Annotated in this window: 17 protein-coding genes and 1 pseudogene; 11 read left to right on the top strand and 7 right to left on the bottom strand. The window is 68.5% G+C overall.

Annotated features, from left to right (window positions below; translation table 11 throughout):
• Positions 1-16 precede the first annotated feature (16 nt).
• Together OC373_RS00475 and OC373_RS00470 are read right to left on the bottom strand one after the other, a co-directional pair.
• On the bottom strand, positions 17-850 hold the full coding sequence (locus OC373_RS00475) for a class I SAM-dependent methyltransferase (protein WP_261996749.1): 834 nt from the start codon (positions 848-850) through the stop codon (positions 17-19).
• Positions 851-934: 84 nt separating this feature from the next.
• Positions 935-2275 carry an Nramp family divalent metal transporter gene (locus OC373_RS00470; RefSeq protein ID WP_261997323.1) on the bottom strand — a complete coding sequence of 447 codons (1341 nt, stop codon included), beginning with the start codon at positions 2273-2275 and terminating at the stop codon, positions 935-937.
• Positions 2276-2391: 116 nt separating this feature from the next.
• On the opposite strand from OC373_RS00470, the gene OC373_RS00465 reads away from it, so the two are divergent.
• Both OC373_RS00465 and OC373_RS00460 read left to right on the top strand, forming a co-directional pair.
• Positions 2392-3162: a hypothetical protein gene (locus OC373_RS00465; protein ID WP_261996748.1), complete on the top strand. Its 771-nt coding sequence runs from the start codon at positions 2392-2394 to the stop codon at positions 3160-3162.
• A gap of 51 nt (positions 3163-3213) precedes the next feature.
• Positions 3214-4191, top strand: a complete 978-nt coding sequence (locus OC373_RS00460) for a zinc-binding dehydrogenase (RefSeq protein WP_261996747.1) — start codon at positions 3214-3216, stop codon at positions 4189-4191.
• 159 nt (positions 4192-4350) lie between these two features.
• On the opposite strand, the gene OC373_RS00455 is transcribed toward OC373_RS00460, so the two are convergent.
• A complete protein-coding gene (locus OC373_RS00455; protein WP_261996746.1) occupies positions 4351-5244 on the bottom strand; it encodes a LysR family transcriptional regulator in 894 nt (297 codons plus the stop codon).
• 203 nt (positions 5245-5447) lie between these two features.
• On the opposite strand from OC373_RS00455, the pseudogene OC373_RS00450 reads away from it, so the two are divergent.
• The 3 genes and pseudogenes from OC373_RS00450 (at position 5448) to OC373_RS00440 (ending at position 7637) form a co-directional block, all read left to right on the top strand.
• Positions 5448-5910 (top strand): annotated as a pseudogene (locus tag OC373_RS00450) (cupin domain-containing protein).
• A 78-nt stretch (positions 5911-5988) separates the two neighbouring features.
• Positions 5989-6645: an SDR family oxidoreductase gene (locus OC373_RS00445; RefSeq protein ID WP_261996745.1), complete on the top strand. Its 657-nt coding sequence runs from the start codon at positions 5989-5991 to the stop codon at positions 6643-6645.
• Positions 6646-6710: 65 nt separating this feature from the next.
• Positions 6711-7637 (top strand): M14 family metallocarboxypeptidase, encoded by a 927-nt coding sequence (locus OC373_RS00440; RefSeq protein ID WP_261996744.1) that lies wholly within the window; start codon positions 6711-6713, stop codon positions 7635-7637.
• On the opposite strand, the gene OC373_RS00435 is transcribed toward OC373_RS00440, so the two are convergent.
• Positions 7610-8476, bottom strand: a complete 867-nt coding sequence (locus tag OC373_RS00435; protein WP_261996743.1) for a LysR family transcriptional regulator — start codon at positions 8474-8476, stop codon at positions 7610-7612. The two genes, OC373_RS00440 and OC373_RS00435, sit on opposite strands and share 28 nt — an antisense overlap.
• Before the next feature lie 297 nt (positions 8477-8773).
• Between OC373_RS00435 and OC373_RS00430 the strand changes: the two genes are divergently transcribed.
• Together OC373_RS00430 and OC373_RS00425 are read left to right on the top strand one after the other, a co-directional pair.
• Positions 8774-9145 (top strand): multidrug efflux SMR transporter, encoded by a 372-nt coding sequence (locus OC373_RS00430; protein WP_261996742.1) that lies wholly within the window; start codon positions 8774-8776, stop codon positions 9143-9145.
• Positions 9142-9462: a multidrug efflux SMR transporter gene (locus tag OC373_RS00425; RefSeq protein ID WP_019184628.1), complete on the top strand. Its 321-nt coding sequence runs from the start codon at positions 9142-9144 to the stop codon at positions 9460-9462. The genes OC373_RS00430 and OC373_RS00425 overlap by 4 nt, the downstream gene beginning before the upstream one ends.
• A 6-nt stretch (positions 9463-9468) precedes the next feature.
• On the opposite strand, the gene OC373_RS00420 is transcribed toward OC373_RS00425, so the two are convergent.
• From OC373_RS00420 to OC373_RS00410, 3 genes are all read right to left on the bottom strand, one after another.
• Entirely contained in the window at positions 9469-10302 is an 834-nt protein-coding gene (locus OC373_RS00420) for an isocitrate lyase/phosphoenolpyruvate mutase family protein (protein ID WP_261996741.1), read from the bottom strand.
• Between the two features lie 159 nt (positions 10303-10461).
• Positions 10462-11601 (bottom strand): MFS transporter, encoded by a 1140-nt coding sequence (locus OC373_RS00415; protein WP_261996740.1) that lies wholly within the window; start codon positions 11599-11601, stop codon positions 10462-10464.
• Positions 11602-11626: 25 nt separating this feature from the next.
• A complete protein-coding gene (locus OC373_RS00410; RefSeq protein WP_261996739.1) occupies positions 11627-12409 on the bottom strand; it encodes a DeoR/GlpR family DNA-binding transcription regulator in 783 nt (260 codons plus the stop codon).
• 607 nt (positions 12410-13016) lie between these two features.
• Here OC373_RS00410 and glgA point away from each other — a divergent pair.
• From glgA to OC373_RS00390, 4 genes are read left to right on the top strand one after another with little or no spacing between them, the layout of a single operon-like run.
• Positions 13017-14576 carry a glycogen synthase GlgA gene (gene glgA, locus OC373_RS00405; protein ID WP_261996738.1) on the top strand — a complete coding sequence of 520 codons (1560 nt, stop codon included), beginning with the start codon at positions 13017-13019 and terminating at the stop codon, positions 14574-14576.
• The gene (glgB, locus tag OC373_RS00400; RefSeq protein ID WP_261996737.1) at positions 14573-16813 is read left to right on the top strand and encodes a 1,4-alpha-glucan branching protein GlgB; all 2241 of its coding nucleotides are present in this window, start codon (positions 14573-14575) and stop codon (positions 16811-16813) included. The genes glgA and glgB overlap by 4 nt, the downstream gene beginning before the upstream one ends.
• Entirely contained in the window at positions 16810-18546 is a 1737-nt protein-coding gene (gene treZ / locus OC373_RS00395; RefSeq protein WP_315985443.1) for a malto-oligosyltrehalose trehalohydrolase, read from the top strand. Before glgB ends, treZ begins: the two co-directional genes overlap by 4 nt.
• Positions 18543-20435, top strand: coding sequence for a 4-alpha-glucanotransferase (locus OC373_RS00390; protein ID WP_261996736.1), 1893 nt, complete (start codon positions 18543-18545; stop codon positions 20433-20435). Before treZ ends, OC373_RS00390 begins: the two co-directional genes overlap by 4 nt.

Here is a 20435-nt window from a genome sequence, read left to right as displayed (position 1 = left end):
TGGATCCGCCCGGTGGTCACCACGCGCGGGCGCGCACGTCCCAGCAGGCCGCGGTGAAGGTTACGGACTCGCCGTCGACGAACGGCTCGAAGACATGCAGCACCTCCTCGAGCACCTTCGTTCGTACGTCCGCAGCCAGGTTGTTGTTGCGCAGTGCGCTCCCGACCGGTCCCAGCAGCGAGACGTACGTCGCCAGATCCGCTCGGTTGATCCGGCACACGACATCCAGCGGCAGCAGCTCGATATCCTCCCAGCCGCCGTCGCCCAGGATCTGCTCGACCCGGGCCTGATCGGCAAACGCAAACTGACCCGGTGCGCCGGGCTGGCGCGGTGGCAACGTCAGCCAAGGCGCCGCGGCGCGCTCGGCGGTGGTCATGAAGGCATTCTCGTCCGCCCCACGCCAGACCAGCGCCTGCAGCACCCCGCCGCGTCTGGCGGCGCGCTGCAGTTGGCCAAAGGCCTGCACCGGCTCATCGAAGAACATCACGCCGAAGCGCGACACGATCCTGTCCAGGCTCCCCGGGGCGAATGCGTGCTGCTGCGCGTCGGCGACGATGAATTCCACGGCCAGGCCGGCGCGCTGCGCGCGCTCGCGCGCCAGGGCGATCATCGGGGCGGAGATGTCGACCCCGGTGACGTGCGCCTCCGGTCCCAGGCGCCCGGCCATGCCCAGCGCCACCGCGCCGGTGCCGCAGCCCACATCCAGCACCCGCAGATCGTCGCCCGGCGGGATCGCGGCCAGCAGGTGGTCGGCCAGCGGCGCGAACATCTGGTCGAGGAGGCGCTGCGCGTGCACCCAGGCCTCACCGGCCGGGCCATTCCATAACGCGTGCTGCGAGGTATCGGTCATTGCGTGGCTCGATCTGGGCGTGCCAGTGGGATGAGGAGAATGTACTGTGCCATCTCAACCAACGTTGAGGTCAAGCGCCGCGGCTCAGCCCCGCCACACATCCACCAGCAGCTTCACGTTCAACACGATGATCAGGCCGCCGATCAGCCAAGACAGCGCGATCAACCACCTCGGCGCCACCAGCGCGCCCATCTTGGCCTTGTCCGAGACGAACCGCACCAGTGGCACCACCGCGAACGGCAGCTGCATCGAGAGCAGCACCTGGCTCAACACCAGCAACCGTGCGGTGCCTTGCTCGCCATAGATGGCCGTGACCACCACCACCGGCACGATCGCGATGCCGCGGGTGATCAGGCGCCGCGCCCACGGGGCGATCAGCAGCCGCAGGAAACCTTCCATCACGATCTGGCCGGCCAGCGTCGCGGTCACGGTGGAGTTGATGCCCGAAGCGAGCAGGGCGACCGCGAACAACGTCGAGGCCAGGCCGACGCCCAGCATCGGCGCGAGCAGTTCGTAGGCCTGCTCGATCTCCTGCACATCGGTCCGGCCGTGCGCATGGAACACCGCGGCCGCCAGGATCAGGATCGAGGCGTTGATGAACAACGCCAACATCAGCGCGATGGTGCTGTCGGTCACCGCCCAGCGCAGCGCGCTGCGGCGACCGGCATCCGTGCGCGGGTAGGCGCGGGTCTGCACGATGGAGGAGTGCAGGTAGAGATTGTGCGGCATCACGGTGGCACCGATGATGCCGATCGCCAGGTACAGGGCCTTGGGATCGGTCACCACCTGCGCGTGCGGAATGAACCCGGCCAGCACCGCCTGCAGCGGCGGGGCGGCGATGAAGATCTGGATCGCAAAGCAACCGAAGATCACCAGCAGCAGCGCGATCACGAACGCCTCAAGGGCACGGAACCCACGGTTCATCAGCAGCAGCACCAGCACCACGTCCACCGCGGTGATGATCGCGCCGGCCAGCAGCGGGATCCCGAACAACAGCTTCAGCGCGATTGCCGTGCCGATGACTTCCGCCAGATCGCAGGCGATGATCGCGATCTCGCACAGCAGCCACAGGCCCAGGTTGACCGGCCTCGAGTAGTGGTCGCGGCACGCTTGCGCCAGATCGCGCCCGGTGGCGATGCCCAGCCGTGCCGAAAGCCCCTGCAGCACGATGGCCATCAGGTTGGAGAGCAGGATCACCGAGAGCAGCAGGTAACCGAACTGCGCACCGCCGGCGATGTCGGTGGCCCAGTTGCCCGGGTCCATGTAGCCGACCGAGATCATGTAGCCCGGGCCGAGGAAGGCCAGCAGCCGGAACCACCAGTGACCGCCACTCGGGACCGCGACGCTCGCGTTCATCTCGCCCAGGCTGGGCGTATGCCCGGCCGAGGACGGCCAGGCGGGGGCGTTTTCTGGGCGGCGTTGGATGTCCACGGCAGCAATATAGCAGAGGCTATGTTAGTAAGGCTTTGCAATCTGTGGCCTCCCAACGCCTTAACCCTGAACCGCGTATCGTCACCGCTCTTTTCAGCTGGAGTGGATGCATGCGTTGGATCGTGTTGTTGGCCGCATTGGCCATGCCCGTGGTGGCGTGGTTCTCACAGACCGGCGCGTTCGGCCCGACCAACGGTGCAGTGTCCGACCAGTACCCGACCCTGCTGGTCGCGGCCGGTTATGCCTTCGCGATCTGGGGCCTGATCTTCCTGTGGGACGTGCTGTTCGGGTTCTGGCAGCTGCGCCTGCGCAAGCCGGACATCACCGGGGTGCGCCCGTGGGCGGCGGCCGGTTTCGCGTTGACCGCCGCCTGGATGCCCGTGTTTTCCAACCAGTGGTTCCTCCCGGCGCTGGCGGTCATCTGGGCCGCCTTGCTCTGCGTGATCGTGGCCGCCTACCGTGCCTCGCCGGTCACCGCGCCGGGTGGCCAGCGTGCGTGGGCTGCCTATCCGTTGGCGCTGCATGCCGGTTGGTTGTCGCTGGCGGCCTTCCTCAATACCGCCCAGGTGATCGTCGCCCATGGCTGGCTGCCGACCGACAACATGCTCGGCTGGAGCCTGGTGCTGCTGGTGCTGGCCACGCTGCTGGTGCTGGTGGTCAACCAGCTGCTGCGCGGGCACTTCGCCTATCCGGCGGCCGTCATCTGGGCGCTGGCCGGGATGTACGTCAAGCAGTCCGGCTGGGATCTGCCGGGGGCCCACAACATCGCCATCCTGGCGCTGGTGCTGATCATCATCGTGGTGATCCAGACCATCTGGCTGCGCGTGCGCGCCTGGCACCAGCCGCGCGCCATTGTCGCCGCCCATCGTCATCGCCGTTGATTCTTTCTGCAGGAGATATGCCATGAACATCGCAATGAAGGCGCGCGACTGATGCGCGCTGCCATCCACACCACCTTCGGTGACCCGACCCAGGTCCTGCACGGCGGCGACGTGCCGCAGCCGGCCCCCGCGGCCGGCGAGGTGCGCGTCCGCACCGTGCTGGCGCCCATCCACAACCACGACCTGTGGACCGTGCGCGGTCAGTACGGCTACAAGCCCGAGCTGCCCGCGGTCGGTGGCAGCGAAGGCACCGGCGTGATCGACGCGCTCGGCGAAGGCGTCGAAGGCCTGAAGGTCGGCCAGCGCGTCAGCGCCGCGTCGGTGCACGGCACCTGGGCCGAGTACTTCATCGCGCCGGCGCGCATGGTCATTCCCATGCCCGACAGCATCGATGACAACGCGGCGGCACAGCTGATCGCCATGCCGCTCAGTGCCTTGATGCTGCTGGAGTTCCTGCAGGTGAAGCAAGGCCAGTGGATTCTCCAGAACGCGGCCAACGGCGCGGTCGGCAAGGCGCTGGCAATGCTGGCCAAGGCCCGTGGCGTGCACTGCATCAACCTGGTGCGGCGCGACGCGGGCGTGACCGAGATGGCCGGACTTGGCATCGACCACACCATCTCCACCGCGCAGTCCGACTGGATGGCCCAGGTGCAGGCCACGGTTGGCAAGGCATCGATCGCCGCCGCCGTGGACTCGGTTGGCGGGCGTGCCAGCAGCGAGTTGATGACCCTGCTGGGTGATGGCGGCACGTTGGTGTCGTTCGGTTCGATGACCGGTGAGCCGATGCAGCTCAGCTCCGGCGATGTGATCTTCAAACAGGCCACGGTGAAGGGCTTCTGGGGCAGCAAGGTGAGCCAGGCGATGGCGCCGGAAGACAAACGGCGCCTGGTCGGGGAGCTGCTGCAGCTGGCTGCGCGTGGTGGGCTGAGTCTGCCGGTGGACGGTGTGTTCGGTCTGGACGAGGTGGCCGACGCCGCCAAGGCCAGCCTGGAGCCAGGCCGTAACGGCAAGGTGCTGCTGCGCCCCTGAGAAGGACCGGTAGAGCCGACCGTTGGTCGGCTGCCCTTGATCGGGTACTGCGTCAGCCGACCAACGGTCGGCTCTACGTGGGATGTGGCGCCGCGTGAGCCGACCAACGGTCGGCTCTACGTGGGATGTGGCGCCGCGTCAGCCGACCAACGGTCGGCTCTACCGTTCTGCGCGCAATGCTTCGATCACCACGCGCATCGCGCTGGAGGATTGCCGGCGGCTGGGGTAGTAGGCGTAGTAGCCGTCGAAGGGATCGCACCAGTCCGGCATGACACGCCGCAAGGCACCGGCGGCGATGCCCTCGAGCACCATGTCCTCGGGCAGATAGGCCAGTCCGGCACCGGCCAGGGCGGCGCGACGGATCGCGCTGCTGCCGTTGAACGTCCATTGGCCGTCCACGCGCACGTTCACTTCCTCGCCGTCCTTTTCCAGGTCCCACACCATCAGCCCGCCGTGGGTGGGCAGGCGCATGCCGATGCAGTTGTGGGCGGCCAGATCGGCCGGCACCTGCGGGGCGGTATGCGTGGCGAAGTAGGCCGGGCTGGCCACGATCGCCATGCGCTGCGGCGGGCTGATCGGCACGGCGATCATGTCCTTGGCCACGCGCCCGCCCAGACGGATGCCGATGTCGTAGCGCTGGGCGACGATGTCGGCCAGGCCGTAGTCGATGGTGAGCTCCACACGCAGGTCGGGGTAGGCGGGGAGCACGGCCGACAGCCGCGGCCAGACGATCGTGTTGGCCGCATGTTCGGCGGTGGTGATGCGGATCGTGCCGGCCGGGCGGTCGCGGTACTCGCTGATCGCGGCCACTTCGGCCTCGATCTCCTGCATGCGCGGCGCGACGGTGTCGTACAGGCGCTCGCCAGCCTCGGTCATCGAGACGCTGCGCGTGGTCCGGGTCAGCAGGCGCACGCCCAGCCGCTCTTCCAGGCCGCGGACGGTGTGGCTCAGCGCAGACTGCGAGACGCCGAGCTGGGCGGCCGCGCGGGTGAAGCTGCGCTCGCGCGCGACGGTGACGAACACCTGCAGATCGTTGAAATTCTCGCGGGCCATGGAGCGGGGGCCGAGGGCGCATGGCAGTCATGCGCGCCCATGATGCGCGGGCCCGACTGATGAACTCAAGTAGCGTTGTTTGCCCATTGATGAGGATCAGTCATGGCTGCATCCCGGTTGCGATGGGTAGTTCCCGCGCGGGGCCAGGCCTAGAGTGAGGGTCCCGGCGGCGTGCTCCGTCGCTCACCACAGGAGATCGCTTCATGGACCTGTTCACCGCCGCGCTGTCGCTTTCGATGGCCGCCACCGCGCCCGCCGAAGCGGCGCCCATCGTCATCACCCGCCGGCAGCACCGCCTCGGCGGCCGGCCCGGCCGATTACTTCACCGGCCGCGTCCGCATCGATGCGCCCTTCAAGGCCGATGCGCCGGCGCGGGTCGGCGGAGCGACGGTCACCTTCGAGCCCGGTGCCCGCACCGCATGGCATACCCATCCGCTGGGCCAGACCCTGATCGTCACCGCAGGCGTGGGCAGCGTGCAGGAGTGGGGCAAGCCCGCGCGCGAGATCCGCCCGGGCGACATCGTCTGGATTCCACCGGGCGTCAAGCATTGGCACGGCGCGCAGGCCACCACGGCAATGACGCATATCGCGATTGCCGAAGCGGTGGACGGCTCGCCAGTGACGTGGATGGAACAGGTCAGCGACGCGCAGTACAGCGGCGGCTGAACGTCGGCGCGCGATGGGGACGGTCGTGTCACATCCGACTGCGTAGGCTTGCCGCTGGATCGAAACAGGAGAACCGTCTTGAGCACTGTCTTCATCGTCGGCGCGGCCGGCAAGGTGGGTCGTCATCTCGTCAAGCAGCTGGTTGAGAGAGAGCATCGCGTGCTCGCGCTGCATCGCCGTGCCGGGCAGGGCGATGAACTCAGCGCGCTGGGTGCCACGCCGGTCCCCGGCGACCTCACCGCCGTCGACATGGACACGCTCGCCCGCAGCATGGCGGGCAGCGATGTGGTGGTCTTCACCGCCGGTGCGGGCGGCGCAGGCGTGGACGTGACCAACGCCATCGATGGCTGCGGCCTGCAGCTGGCCGTGGATGCCGCCCGGCAGGCCGGCGTGCGCCGCTTCCTGCTGGTCTCGGCATTCCCGGAAGCCGGCCGCAACAAGGCCATGGGCGAGGGCTTCGAGAATTACATGGCGGTCAAGAAGCGCGCCGATGTGTATCTGGCCGCGACCGATCTGGACTGGGTCATCCTGCGCCCGGGCACCTTGAAAGATGCTGCAGGCACTGGCCGCGTCACCGCGGGACCGGCGATCGCCTATGGCGACATCCCGCGTGCCGATGTGGCCGCCACCCTGGTCGCGCTGGTGGAACAGCCGCAGCTGCGGCGCACCATCATCGAGCTGACCGAAGGCGACCAGCCTGTCGATGCAGCGATCGCCGCGCTCGACCACTCGTAAGCGGGGCTGCCTGGTGCGGCAATGGTAAAATCGCGCTTCCACACCGCACCACAGACGAGCACGCCATGACCAACGCCCCCTTCTATCCCATCGGCACCCCCGGCCAGCCCTGGGGCGCTGAAGAGAAGGCGCAGTGGCGTGCCCGCCAGGTGCCGCAGCGGCGCTATGCCGATGACGTGCTGCCGGTGCTGGAGGCATTGCGCGGCCGCTTCGATGTCAGCCAGTACGGCACGTTGGATTACGCCCCGGACCAGTACCCGCTGTTCGCCGTGCGCAGCCGCGACTGGAACCCCGCGCTGCCGACGATGCTGGTCACCGGCGGCATCCACGGCTATGAAACCAGTGGGGTGCAGGGTGCCCTTCAGTTCCTGCAGACCCGCGCGGCCGAGTACGCCGGGCGCGCCAATCTGCTGGTGGTGCCCTGCGTCAGCCCGTGGGGCTATGAGCGCATCCAGCGCTGGAACGCCGAGGCGATCGATCCGAACCGCTCCTTCATGGTCAACAGCCCGGCGGCCGAAGCGGCCGCGCTGATTGCTCTCGTCGCGCCGCTGAAGGGCAGTATCGTGATGCATATCGACCTGCACGAAACCACGGACAGCGATGAAACCGAGTTCCGCCCGGCCCTGGCCGCGCGCGACGGCAAGCCGTTCGAGCCGGGCCTGATCCCGGATGGTTTCTATCTGGTCGATGACAGCGAGAACCCGCAGCCTGCGTTCCAGACCGCCGTCAACGCGGCCGTCGAACGGGTGACCCACATCGCCCCGGCTGACGACAAGGGCGAAATCATCGGCTCGCCGGTGGTCGCCCCCGGCGTGATCGAATATCCGCTGGAAAAGCTGGGCCTGTGCGCCAGTGTCAGCGGTGCGACCTTCACCACCACCACCGAGGTGTATCCGGACAGCCCGCGCGCGACCCCGCAGCAGTGCAACGATGCCCAGGTGGCGGCGATCTGCGCGGCGATCGATTACGCGTTGGCCGCCCCCAGGAACTGATCCAGCAACCACAGCGCGGCCGGCCCCAGCGGCGCGCCCTTGCGCCACACCGCATCGGTGGAAACCAGCCGTGGCCAGCCCGGCAGGGGCAGCTCCACCAGCATGCCCCGGCCGTAGCGCGTGACCAGCGCGCGCGGCAGTTCGGCCCAGCCGAAGCCGTCCTCGGCCATCTCCAGCACCATCAGGTAGTCCGAGGCGGACCACGTCCGCCCGCGTGCGTGGCCCTCACGGCAGGCGTCGCCGCTCAGGCAGATCTGGCGATGACCGGCCAGGTGCGATTCCTCCGGCGCGGCCACGGCGGCCAGCGGGTGATCGGCGGCCACGAACACCGCCATCTCCGCACGCAGGGGCAGGGCGCGTACCGCCAGTTCGGAAGGATAGGACGGCTGATGCGGGATCAGCCCGAGCTGGGCGCGCCCGCGCTGCACCACCTCCAGCACGTCGCCGCCTTCGGCATCCAGCCACTCAAGTTCGATATCCGGGAAGCGTTGCTCGAACCGGCGCAGCAGATGCTGGTCGGGATTGAGCTGGTAGATGTCCGAGAACACCAGGGTCAGGCGCGGTTCGACCTCGTCGGCCAGGCGGATGCTGAGCTGCTCGAGGCGGTCGGCGGCGGCCAGGATTTCCTGCGCATGGCCGAGCACTTTGCGGCCGTCTTCGGTCAGCACCGGGTAACGACCACTGCGATCGAACAGGGTGAGGCCCAGATCCGCTTCCAGCGTGGCGATCGCGGTGCTGATGGTGGATTGGGTCTTCTTCAAACGGCGTGCGGCGGCGGAGAACGAGCCGAGGGCCGCGGCCTCGACGAACGCGTGCAGGGATTCAGGGCCATAACGCATGGATGTATCGCCTTTGTCGATGGATTCCATCTTGGGACTGATGGAAAAGACGATGATAATGGGCGCGTCGCTTGGGTGCCATTGACCGGCTGCCGTACCGACCAACGGTCGGTACCTACCGGACTGCATGCCCGGATTTACCGGACTGCGTGCCCGATTTACCGGGCCACGTGCCGACCCGGTGTCGGCAGCCATGTCACCCGGCCAGCAGCGACGCATGCGCATCCGCCATCCCGGCCGATGCCCCGGTGCCCGGCATTCCGCCGGCGCGCACCGGCCGCCATCAAGGAGCTTTCCATGCACACACAGGTGCATTCGCAACCCCGTGCCCGCGGCGGCCTGATCGCCTGGGCCTGCCTGACCGTGGCGATCGTCGCCGAAGTGGTCGGTACCTCGTTCATGGCCGATGCCGCCCGTCATGGCGGCTATGTGGGCTATGCCGTGATGGCCGTGGCCCTGGCCATTTCGTATTACTTCCTTGCGCTGTCGGTGCGCGGCATCGCGGTCGGTGTCGCCTACGCGGTATGGGAAGGCCTCGGCCTGACCCTGCTGACCCTGGTCGGTATTTTCGTGTTCAAGGACAGCCTGTCGGTGCAGCAGATCATCGGCCTGGTGATGGCGGCGGTCGGCATCGTCTGCGTCACGCTCGGCGAGGAGCACACGTCATGAATCTCACCGCCTTTCTGTTCGTGGTCTGCTCGGCCCTGATCGACATCGCAGCCAACATGATGGTCGCCAAGTCCGATGGCTTCCGTAAGCCAGCGTGGGGCGTCGCCGCGATCGTGCTGGTCTGGATCGCGTTCGCGATGCTCGGCCAGGCGGTCAAGACCCTGGACCTGGCCACGGCCTATGCGATGTGGGGTGCGATCGGTGTGATCGGCACCGCGCTGTGCGGGCGCGTGCTGTTCGGCAATCGTCTGCGCCCGATCGGCTGGGTGGGCATCGCGCTGGTCACCGCGGCGGTGGTGGTGCTGTCCAGCCACTGATCCCGCTCAGCGGAACAACTGGTTCAACACCGTGCCGGAGGCCGCGTCCGCGAAGCCGTCGAAGCGGCCTTCGTCCTTGAGCAACTGCGCGGCGCGCATCATCCCGCCCCAGGCAGTACGCGCCATCGCACCGCCAACGCTCACCCGGCGCACGCCCATGGCGGCAATGTCCTGCAGGGTGAACGGCAACGCGCTGCCCACCAGCAGGTTGACCGGTCGCGGCGCCACTGCGGCCACCACCGCCTCGATCTGCTCGCGGGTGCTGATGCCCGGTGCGTAGAGGCAGTCCGCACCTGCCTCGGCATAGGCGCGCAACCGCGTGATCGCATCCTCCAGGTCCGGGCGGCCGACGAAGAAATTCTCGGCACGGCCGATCAGCACCACGTCCTCACCGGCCTCGTCGATCGCACGGCGCGCCGCGCGCACCCGGGCCACGGCATCGTCCAGCGTGCGCAGCGGATGGTCCGGGTCCGGGCTGGCGTCTTCGATGGAGATGCCAGCCACGCCCGTGGCGATGGCAAGGGCGACGTTGCGGCCGACCTCCTCCAGCGTGCCGAAGCCATCGCCGAAATCGGCGTTCAACGGCAGCGGGGTCGCGGCGGCGAGGGAGTGGAGATGGGCGAGCGTTTCCTCCAGCGTCAACGTGCCATCGGCCTGGGCCTGGCTCCACGCATAACCGGAACTGGTGGAGGCCAATGCCTGGAAACCGAGGCTGTGCAGATAGCGTGCGCTACCGGCGTCCCACGGGTTGGGCAGCACGAAGCAGCCGTCATCGTGCAACGCGCGGAAGGCCGCGCGGCGCGGGCGGGGATCGAAGGACAGGTCCGTCATCGTGCGCATCCGGTAAGCAGTGCCCTGATGGTAACGCCCGCCGCTGCCACGCCCATGCTGCGCTATCGCATGATCTTCCTGATGCTGCTCGTACTGGCCGCGATCGCACTGTTGGTGCTGGTGATCCTCGCGCGCTACGGGCGTTAGCGAGGAACAGTCCGGGCAGTCTCAGGCGCGCACCCACCGCGCGCACAGCCCCACCAGCACCAGCGTCACCGCCACCGCGCTGAAGGCGAACACCAGGCTGCTGGCCTGCGCCACGAAACCGATCAGTGCCGGGCCTGCCAGCACACCGGCATAGCCGAGCGTGGTGATCGCCGGGATGGCCAGGCTTTCCGGCATGACCTTCTGGTTGCCGGCCATCGAGAACAGGGCCGGCACGATGTTGGCGCAGCCCAGGCCGACCAGGGCATAACCGCACAGGGCCAGCGGCATCCAGGCAGCGAAGGTTGCCAGCGCGAAGCCCGACGCCGCGACCAGGCTGCCGATCAGGATCGAACGATGGCGGCCGAGCCTGGCCACCACGCCATCGCCGACGAGACGGGTCACGGTCATCGCGATGGCAAAGGCCAGGTAGCCCAGGCCGGCGCGCGAGGGATCGACCTGCTGCACTTCATGCAGGAACACCGCGCTCCAGTCCAGTACCGAGCCTTCGGCCAGGAACGCCACGAAACACAGCACGCCGATCGCGAGCACCACGCCGTGCGGCACCGCGAACATCGGTGCATCACTGGGGGCCTTGTCGGTCCGCCAGTGCGGCAGCGAAAGGGCCAACAGGGCGGCCATCACCGCCGACGCCAGCAGGCAGACCAGCCACGGCGGCAGGTGGAACGCGAGCAGGGCGGTCATCGCGCCGGCACCGACGGCACCGCCGATGCTGTAGAACGCGTGGAAGCCGGACATCATCGGCCGGCCGCTGTCGCGCTCGACCATGATCGCCTGCATGTTCATCACGCAATCGCAGGCGCCCACGCCGGCACCGAACACGAACAGCACCAGGCCCAGGGTCAGCGGCGAGGGCGCGATGGCGAGCAGGGGAAGGGTGGCAATCACCATCACCAGCGTGGCGATCATGACCGCGCGGCAGCCGTGGCGTGCGGCGAGCATGCCGGCGATCGGCATCGCCAGCAGCGAGCCGGCGCCCAGGCACAGCAGCACCAGGCCCAGCGAACCTTCATCCAGCCCGGTGCGGCGCTTGGCGAACGGGACCAGCGGCGCCCAGGCAGCGGTGGCAAAGCCGGGCAGGAAAAAGGCGGCGCGGGTGGCGTGCTGCTGCCCGCGGGCAGCAACGGAAGAGAGCGGGGTCATTGGTCTGGAAATTCCTGGGAAAGGGTCAACGGCGCGAGGCAAGCTGGATATCCACGCCGCGACGGAGGAATGCGTCGATCTGCGGCGCAGGCGCATCGGCTTCGAGCACCAGCACATCGATGTCATCGACGGTGCCGATGCGATGGCTCGCCTGGGCGCCGAGCTTGTCGTTGGTGGCCACCACCACGCAGCGGCTGCTGGCGGCCAGCATCGCCCGCTTGAGGGCGGCTTCTTCGCCATCGACCGCCCACAGCCCCTGCTGCGCATCCACTGCGCAGGTGCCGATGAAGAACAGATCCACGCGCAGTCCGCCCATGGCCTCCAGGGCCTGCGCGCCCACGGTGGCGCCGATGCGAGGGTCAAGGCGGCCGCCGATCAGCGTGACCTCGATGCCGCCGCGCGCCATCAGGGTGAGCGCGATATCCGGTGCATTGGTCAGAATGTGCAGCCCTTCCAGCGCTGGCAGGCAGGCGGCGATGGCGCTGTTGGTCGAACCGGCATCGAGCAGGACGGTGTCGCCCGCCCGGATCTGTGCGGCGGCCTCGCGTGCCAGTGCCTGTTTCTGCGTTTTATGCACGGTTTGGCGGGCACTCAGCGGCGGAAAGTCCGGGGTGGCGGGCAGGGCGCCGCCATACACCTTCCGGCACAGGCCCTGCTGCGCGAGATCGCGCAGATCGCGGCGGATCGAGTCCTCGGAAACCTGAAGGTCCACTGCCAGCTGGGCCGAAAGAACACGGCCATGTTGCTGGAGCAGGCCGAGGATGGTCTGCTGGCGTTCGCTGGGGAGCGTGTCCGGGGCGGGTGTCATGGCGAGAGCGGCCTGTGCTGAGTCTGCGTGTTGTTGCGTATTCTATTGAAGTGCGCATGAACGTGCAAATGCCCGGAGCGGCCGCATTCAACCGCCTTGCTCGCGTGCAAGCCCGGCGAACATGACCTTCGATGGCGTCGCTGGGGTCGCTGCCGTCTATGTCGACTCTGGCGTCGCTGCCATCGGAGGCGTCGCCGCCATCACTGCCATCACGGCCATCAACGACACGGAGATCTGGAGAATGTTATGGGCCACGACACTGGTTTGATCCAGAACCAGAAGGCATGTCGATATGCATTGCGCACCGCACTCGCCAACGGTAGGTGCGCACACGGTTTTCATCGAATCTGAAAGATTCATCGAGTGCAATGCACGTGGCGTGCAAGGCGTTGTAAACCCTTTTTCGGCAGCGACGTCCCGCGCAGTCAACAAATCGTCGCCGAGGGTTCACAGTCCATTGATTCAGCGGGAGTGTAGATTCGATACACAGGTCGAGGTTGTCTCTCCGACCGATTCTTTTTCCAGGCAGATCACGCTTCGTCCTGTGCGTATCACGCGCGGGACGGCGAGTGGCTGCGCCATGCCTCCCCCGTTGAGTCTTCCCCCAATGTCCGCTCGCAATCGCACCCGTGAGGTCTCCGCCGCCAAGGCCGAGGCCCTGGTCAAAACCGATGCCCTGCGTGCGCGCCGGCGCCGCATCACGCAGACCGTCGTGCCTGGCGACCACATCGAACGTGCCAGTGGCCGCGACCATCGCGTGCTGTTTGTCGTCTCGGAGATGGCCGACTACATCAAGGCCGGCGGCCTGGGTGATGTCGCCGCCTCGCTCCCGCGTGCGCTGCGCGACCGCGCGGACATGCGCGTATTGATTCCCGGCTATCGCGAGGTGCTCGAGCGCACCGGCCCGATCCAGGTGATCGGGCAGACCCCGGCGCACGCGGCGTTGCCAGCCTGCGTGATCGCACACACCGTGCTGGACGACGGACTGCCGGTCTACGTGCTGATCTGCCCGGAGCTGTATGAACGCGACGGCTCGCCGTACGTCGACGCGGCCGGGGAGCCGTGGGCCGACAACGCGGTGCGCTTTGCCACGCTGTCGCGCGCGGCGGCGGTGATCGCCGCAGGTGAGGCCGGCATGGACTGGACGCCGGGGCTGCTGCACCTCAATGACTGGCCGTGCGCGCTGGCCGCAGCCTACGTGCGCTGGTCGGGCAGCAAGGCCTCGTGCCTGCTTACCATCCACAACCTGGCCTACCAGGGCCTGTTCCCGGCCAGCCTGGCCGCGGACCTGGGCATCGCCGAGGCGCAGCGTGAAGCGCTGGATTTCCACGGGCAGCTGTCCTTCCTGCGCGGCGGCATCGTGCATGCCGACCAGGTCAATACGGTCAGCATCAGCTATGCCGCGCAGATCACCGCGCCGGCGGAGGGCTGTGGCCTGGACCGGCTGCTCTCGCGCCGTGCAGCGCTGGGGCACCTGAGCGGCATCGTCAACGGCATCGACAGCAGCTGGGACCCGCGCACCGACCATCACCTGCCGGTGCATTTCAGCGTGCAGTCCTGCGAAGGGCGCGACCACAACGCGCGCCATGTCCGGCGTGCGTTCGGCCTGCCCGAAAGCCGGGGTCCACTGTTCGCGGTGGTCTCGCGGCTGGTCCACCAGAAGGGCCTGGACCTCACCTGCGACGTCGCCCCGCAGATCGTCGCCGCCGGTGGCCAGCTGGTCATCATCGGCGGTGGCGAGCCTCAGATCGAAGCGCAGGTGCGTGAACTCGCGCGCCGCTATCCGGGTAGCGTCTCGGCCTACATCGGTTTCGATGAAACGCTTGCGCGCCGCATGTTCGCCGGCGCCGACTTCCTGCTGATGCCATCGCGGTTCGAGCCGTGCGGCCTGAGCCAGATGTACGCCCAACGCTTCGGCTGCCTGCCGATCGCGCACGCCACCGGCGGCCTGATCGATACCGTGGACGATGGCGTCACCGGCTTCCTGTTCAACGGCGCCGAAGCCGATGCGCTGCGCCGCTGCGTGCAGCGTGCATTCCGCACCTTCCGTCAGGCCGGGCTGATGGCGGCGATGCGCCGCGCGGCGATGCTGCGCCCGAGCGGCTGGGATATCGCCGGCACGCATTACCTGGATCTTTATCAACGCACCACGGAAGCACGCGCATGAGCACGCAATGGGAACTGGATGCCGGGATCGAGCCCGGCGGTGAGAGCGTGTCCGCAGCGCCTTTGGCCGAGGCGGCGTTGTCGCCGGCGCGGGCGTCGATTGCCGCCGGCGCGCCTGGCGATGCCTTCGCGCTGCTGGGCCCCCACCGTGATGCCACCGGCGCCTGGCGCCTGCACGTGCTGTTCCCGGCCGCACTGGCGGTCCTGCGCCGCGACACGGCCGGCCACTGGCGGCCGATGGCCGCCATGGGCGAGGGCATCTTCGAGGCGCCCATCGAGGGGCCCGTGGTGAGCCTGCTGCGGGTCGATTGGGGTGGCGTGCAACAGGAGATCGAAGACGTTTACGCCTTCGGCCCCGTGCTGGACGAGGACGCGCTGGCCGGCATCGCCGCCGGCGACCCGAACAGCATCCGCGTGGCGCTGGGTGCGCACCAGGCACAGCAGCAGGGCATCGATGGCGTGCGTTTCGCCGTCTGGGCCCCGAACGCGCGCCGTGTTTCGGTGGTGGGCGACTTCAATGGCTGGGACGGGCGGCGTCACCCGATGCGGCTGCGCCATGGCGCTGGCGTGTGGGAGATCTTCCTGCCGCGCGTGGAGGCCGGCGCGCGCTACAAGTTCGAGATCACCGCAGCCGACGGCACCCGGCTGACCCACAAGGCCGACCCGATGGCCCGCCAGTCCGAGCTGCTGCCGGGCACGGCCTCGGTGGTGGCCGATGGGGCGCAGCGTGCATGGCAGGACGACGCCTGGATGCAGGCGCGCGCATCGATGGACGACCGCGCGATCTCCATCTATGAAGTCCACGCCGGTTCCTGGCGGCGCAGTGACAACGGCGACGTGCTCGACTGGGACCAGCTCGGCGACCAGCTCATTCCCTATGTGACGGGCCTGGGCTTTACCCATATCGAACTGCTGCCGGTCAGCGAGCATCCGTTCGGCGGTTCGTGGGGCTATCAGCCGCTTGGCCTGTACGCCCCCACCGCGCGGCACGGCGGGCCGGACCGTTTCGCACGCTTCGTCGATCGTTGCCACCAGGCTGGACTGGGGGTGATCGTGGACTGGGTCGGCGCGCATTTCCCGTCCGATGCTCATGGCATGCAACGCTTCGACGGCACCGCGCTGTATGAGCACGATGACCCGCGCCAGGGCCTGCACCCGGACTGGGACACGCTGATCTACAACTTCGGCCGCAGCGAAGTGACCGGCTTCCTGATCGGCAGCGCACTGGAGTGGATCGAGCGGTTCCATATCGATGGCCTGCGCGTGGATGCCGTCGCCTCGATGCTGTATCGGGACTACAGCCGCGAGGACGGGCAGTGGATCCCCAACGCGCACGGTGGCCGCGAAAACCTGGAAGCGATCGCCTTCCTGCGCGACCTCAACGATGCCGTCGCCCGGCAGGCACGCGGCGTGCTGGTGATCGCCGAGGAATCCACTGCGTGGCCGGGCGTGACCGCCCCCAGCGGCGAGGGCGGGTTGGGCTTCACCCACAAGTGGAACATGGGGTGGATGCACGACACGCTGAGCTACCTGGGTCGCGACCCGATCCATCGCTCGCACCATCACAGCCAGATGACCTTCAGCGCGATGTACGCCTTCTCCGAGCAGTTCGTCCTGCCGCTCTCCCACGATGAAGTGGTGCACGGAAAGGGATCGCTGCTGGGCAAGATGCCCGGCGACCGCTGGCAGCAGCTGGCCAACCTCAGGGCGTACCTCGGTTTCATGTGGGCCCACCCGGGCAGCAAACTGCTGTTCATGGGCGGCGAATTCGCGCAATGCACCGAATGGAACCACGATGCCCAGCTGGACTGGGCACAGGCGTCCGAGCCGGCCCACGCGGGCGTGGCGCGGATGATCGGCGACCTCAACCGGCTGCTGCGCGAGCTGCCGGCGCTGCAGCACGGCAACCGCACCGAGCAGGGATTCGAGTGGAGCGTGGGCGACGATCACGTCAACAGCGTGCTCGCCTTCATCCGCCACGATCCGCGTGGGAGCGCCGGCCCGCTGCTGGCGGTCAGCAATTTCACCCCGATGGCGCGCCACGGCTATCGCGTAGGGGTGCCGCACGCCGGGCGCTGGCAGGAAGTGTTCAACAGCGACAGCCGTTTCTACGGTGGCAGTGACATCGGCAACCATGGGCAGGTCGATACCCTGCCGATCGCGATGCACGGGCACGCGCAGTCACTGGCCTTGACCCTGCCGCCACTGTCCACCGTGTTCCTGCAGGTGGAGGGGTGACGGCGGGAGAGCGATTCGGCGCTTGGCGGCAGCCTGGAGGTGACCATGTCTTCCGTCTCTGGGCGCCGGCCGCGCAGTCCGTGGAGCTGCTGCTCGACGGCGAGGCGCTGCCGATGCAGGCAGCCGACGACGGCAGCTACTGGATCCGGCTGGTGTGTGCACCGGGGGCGCGCTACCGCTACCGCATCGACGGGACGCTCAGCGTTCCCGATCCGGCCTCGCGCTGGCAACCCGAAGGGCTCAACGGCCCCAGTGCCGTGCTGGACGAAGATGGCCATGCATGGCAACACGCCGATTGGGCGGGCAGGCCGTGGGAGGAAGCCGTCCTCTATGAAGTGCACGTGGGTGCTGTGGGCGGCTACGCCGCGCTGCAGGCGCAACTTCCGGCACTGGCAGCGATGGGCATCACCGCCCTTGAACTGATGCCCCTGGCCACCTTTCCGGGGACGCGCAACTGGGGCTACGACGGCGCATTGCCCTACGCGCCGGCCGCCGCCTATGGCAGCCCGGATGAGCTCAAGGCGCTGATCGACCACGCGCATGCGCTGGGCCTGATGGTGCTGCTGGACGTGGTCTACAACCACTTCGGCCCGGAGGGCAATCATCTGCCGCAGTATGCGCCCGCGTTTTTCCGTGACGACGTTACCACCCCGTGGGGTGCGGCGATCGACTTCCGCGAACCGCACGTGCAGCGCTTTTTCATCGACAACGCGCTGATGTGGCTGCGCGAGTACCGGTTCGATGGCCTGCGCCTGGACGCCGTGCACGCGATCCAGCCGCCGTCGTTCCTCGCCCAGCTGCGCGAGGCGATCCAGACGCACGGGCCGTCGCACCAGGTGCACCTGATCCTGGAGAACGAGCACAACACCGCCTCGCTGCTGGCCGATGGCTACACCGCGCAGTGGAACGACGACTTCCACAACGCGCTGCACGTGCTGCTGACGGGCGAAACCGAGGGCTACTACGCCGATTTCGCGGCCAACCCGACCGCACAGCTGGCGCGGGTGCTGGCCGAGGGATTTGCCTGGCAGGGGGAAGTCAACCGCCTGGGGCATCGGCGGGGCGAACCCAGTGCGGGGCTGTCGCCGGCCCACTTCGTGATCTTCGCGCAGAACCATGACCAGATCGGCAATCGCGCCTTCGGCGACCGCCTGCAGACCCTGGTGTCGCCCGAGCGGCTGCAGGTGGCGCTGGCGCTGACCGCCCTGACACCCATGATTCCCTTGTTCTTCATGGGTGAGCCGTGGGGCGCGCGCGAGCCTTTCCTGTTCTTCACCGATTTCGATGCGCCGCTTGACCAGGCGGTACGCGATGGCCGCCGTGCCGAGTTCAGCCACTTCAGTGCCTTTGCCGATCCGCAGGCGCAGGCCTCGATCCCGGACCCGAATACACTGGCGACCTTCCAGGCATCGCAGGCGCCGCTGCCGTCAGCCGAAGCACGTCAGCAGAACCCGTGGCTGGCGGCCTTCCGCAGCGTGCTGACCCTGCGCTGGCAATATCTGGTGCCGCAATTGCGGCACGCCCGCAGCCTCGGCGCGAGCGTGCTCGGCAACGGCGCGGTACGCGCAGGCTGGCAACTGGGCGATGCCCAATGGTGGCTGGCCTTCAACCTTGGCCAGACCGCCGTGCTCGCCGATCTGCCTTATGGCGAAACCGTGCTGCAGCTGGGCGAGGTCGGGCACGGCCAGCTGCTGGCACCGGCCGCGCTGCTGGTGCGGCGCGTGGCGGCATGAACGCCACGCCCGCGCTGGCCAGCCTGGCCGAGGCGGCCGGGCTGCTGATCCGCTGGGAGGACGTGCACGGCACGCCGCGCATCGTCGAACAGGACACACTGCAGAGCGTGCTGAACGCATTGGGCTGGCGCGCGGAAACACCGGCGCAGTGCCAGCAGAGCCTGCAGCATTGCCTGCACGAGCGCGCCGTCCCGTCGCTGCGCACCGTGCAGCTCGGTGAGCCCTTGCTGCTGGACGTGGAAGGCACAGGTGAGTGGTGCGATGAACGCGGTCACACCATGCCGGCGACGCGGGCACGACCCGGTGTCTGGGTAGTGCCGGAGCAGCCCGGCTACTGGCGCCTGCGCGTCGGGCAGGATGAGCATGCCGTGGCAGTCGCGCCGACGCGCTGCTTCAGCGTGGCCGATGCCACCGGTCTCGCCGAGCCGCGCAGCTGGGGCGCGGTGCTCCAGGTATATGCCGCGCGCCGTGCCGGTGATGACGGCATCGGCGACAGCAGTGCTGCACAGCAGTGGTGTGAGCGCATTGCCGCCGCCGGTGGCGATGCGGTGGCGCTGAGCCCGCTGCACGCCGCGGGCCGGATCGATGCGTCCTTCAGTCCCTATTCGCCGAGTGACCGTCGCTTTCTCGAGCCGGTGTATGCCGGCACGCTGGAGGAGTGGGACATGGCCGAGGACGATGCGCCGGATCCGACGCCGGCGGATGGCCTGATCGACTGGGCCGGCGCGGCGGCACGCAAGTGGCATCGCCTGCAGCAGTCGTACCAGCGGTTCACCCAGGCACCAGAGGCACTGCAGCGTGATCTGCGTGGCTTCGAGCAGGAGGGCGGCGCTGCACTGGCCGCGTTCGCACGATGCAACGCCGCCGCGATGGGCCAGCGCGATCCAGCGTTGCAGGTGCATGCGCAATGGCGCGCTGCGCGCAGCTGGCAGCAGGCGCAACGCCGCGCGCAGGAGGCCGGCATGGCGCTGGGCCTGATCGCCGACCTGGCGGTCGGCTTCACCGCCGATGGCGCCGAGGCGGCCGCGGCTGCCGACACCGCCCTGCGTGGGCTGGTACTGGGTGCACCGCCGGACGCCTTCGCCCCTGACGGACAGGTCTGGGGCATCAGCAGCTACTCGCCGGATGGATTGCGCCGCAGCGGCTTTGCGCCGTTCATCACCCTGCTGCGCGCCGTGATGCGTGACCGGGGCGGGGTGCGTATCGACCACATCCTCGGCCTGCAGCGTCTATGGGTGGTGCCACACGGCGCGGGCTCGGGGCAGGGGGTGTACCTGCGCTATCCGCTGGCCGATCTGCTCAATCTGCTTGCGCTGGAATCCTGGCGCAACCGCTGCATTGTCATCGGCGAAGATCTCGGGGTTGTGCCGCCCGGGATTCGTGACACGTTGGCCGCGCGCGGCGTGCTCGGCATGGATGTGCTCGCCTTCACCCGCGCGCCGGACGGCGACTTCCTCCCGCCGGCGCAGTGGCGGAGTGACGCCGTCGCACTGACCGGCACCCACGATCTGCCAACGCTGGAAGGCTGGCAACACGGCGATGACCTGCGCTGGCGGGCGCGCTTGAGCGCAGCGCCGGCCGCCGATACCGCGCAGCCCATGGCCGCGCGGCGCGAGGACGTGGCGCGGCTGGCCCGCGCGGTCGGCACCGATGGCGCTGCGCCGGATGCCCTCCGGCTGGCCGCGCTGCGGCAGGTCGCCGCCAGCCGGGCGCCATTGGCGCTGTTGCCGGTGGAAGACGCGCTGGGCCTGCGTGGCCAGGTCAATCTCCCGGGCACGGTCGCGGTCCACCCGAACTGGCGCCAGCGCCTGCCATCCCCGTTGCCGTTGCGGACGCTGGACCGTTCGCTGCAGCAGTTCGCCGCGGCCCGCCGCCGCCAGGAGCATTGA

This window comes from Stenotrophomonas sp. Ste96, assembly GCF_024519495.1.
GTDB lineage: Bacteria > Pseudomonadota > Gammaproteobacteria > Xanthomonadales > Xanthomonadaceae > Stenotrophomonas > Stenotrophomonas bentonitica_A.
Note: the sequence above shows the minus strand (reverse complement) of the source record. Positions and strands in the feature narration are given on the sequence as shown.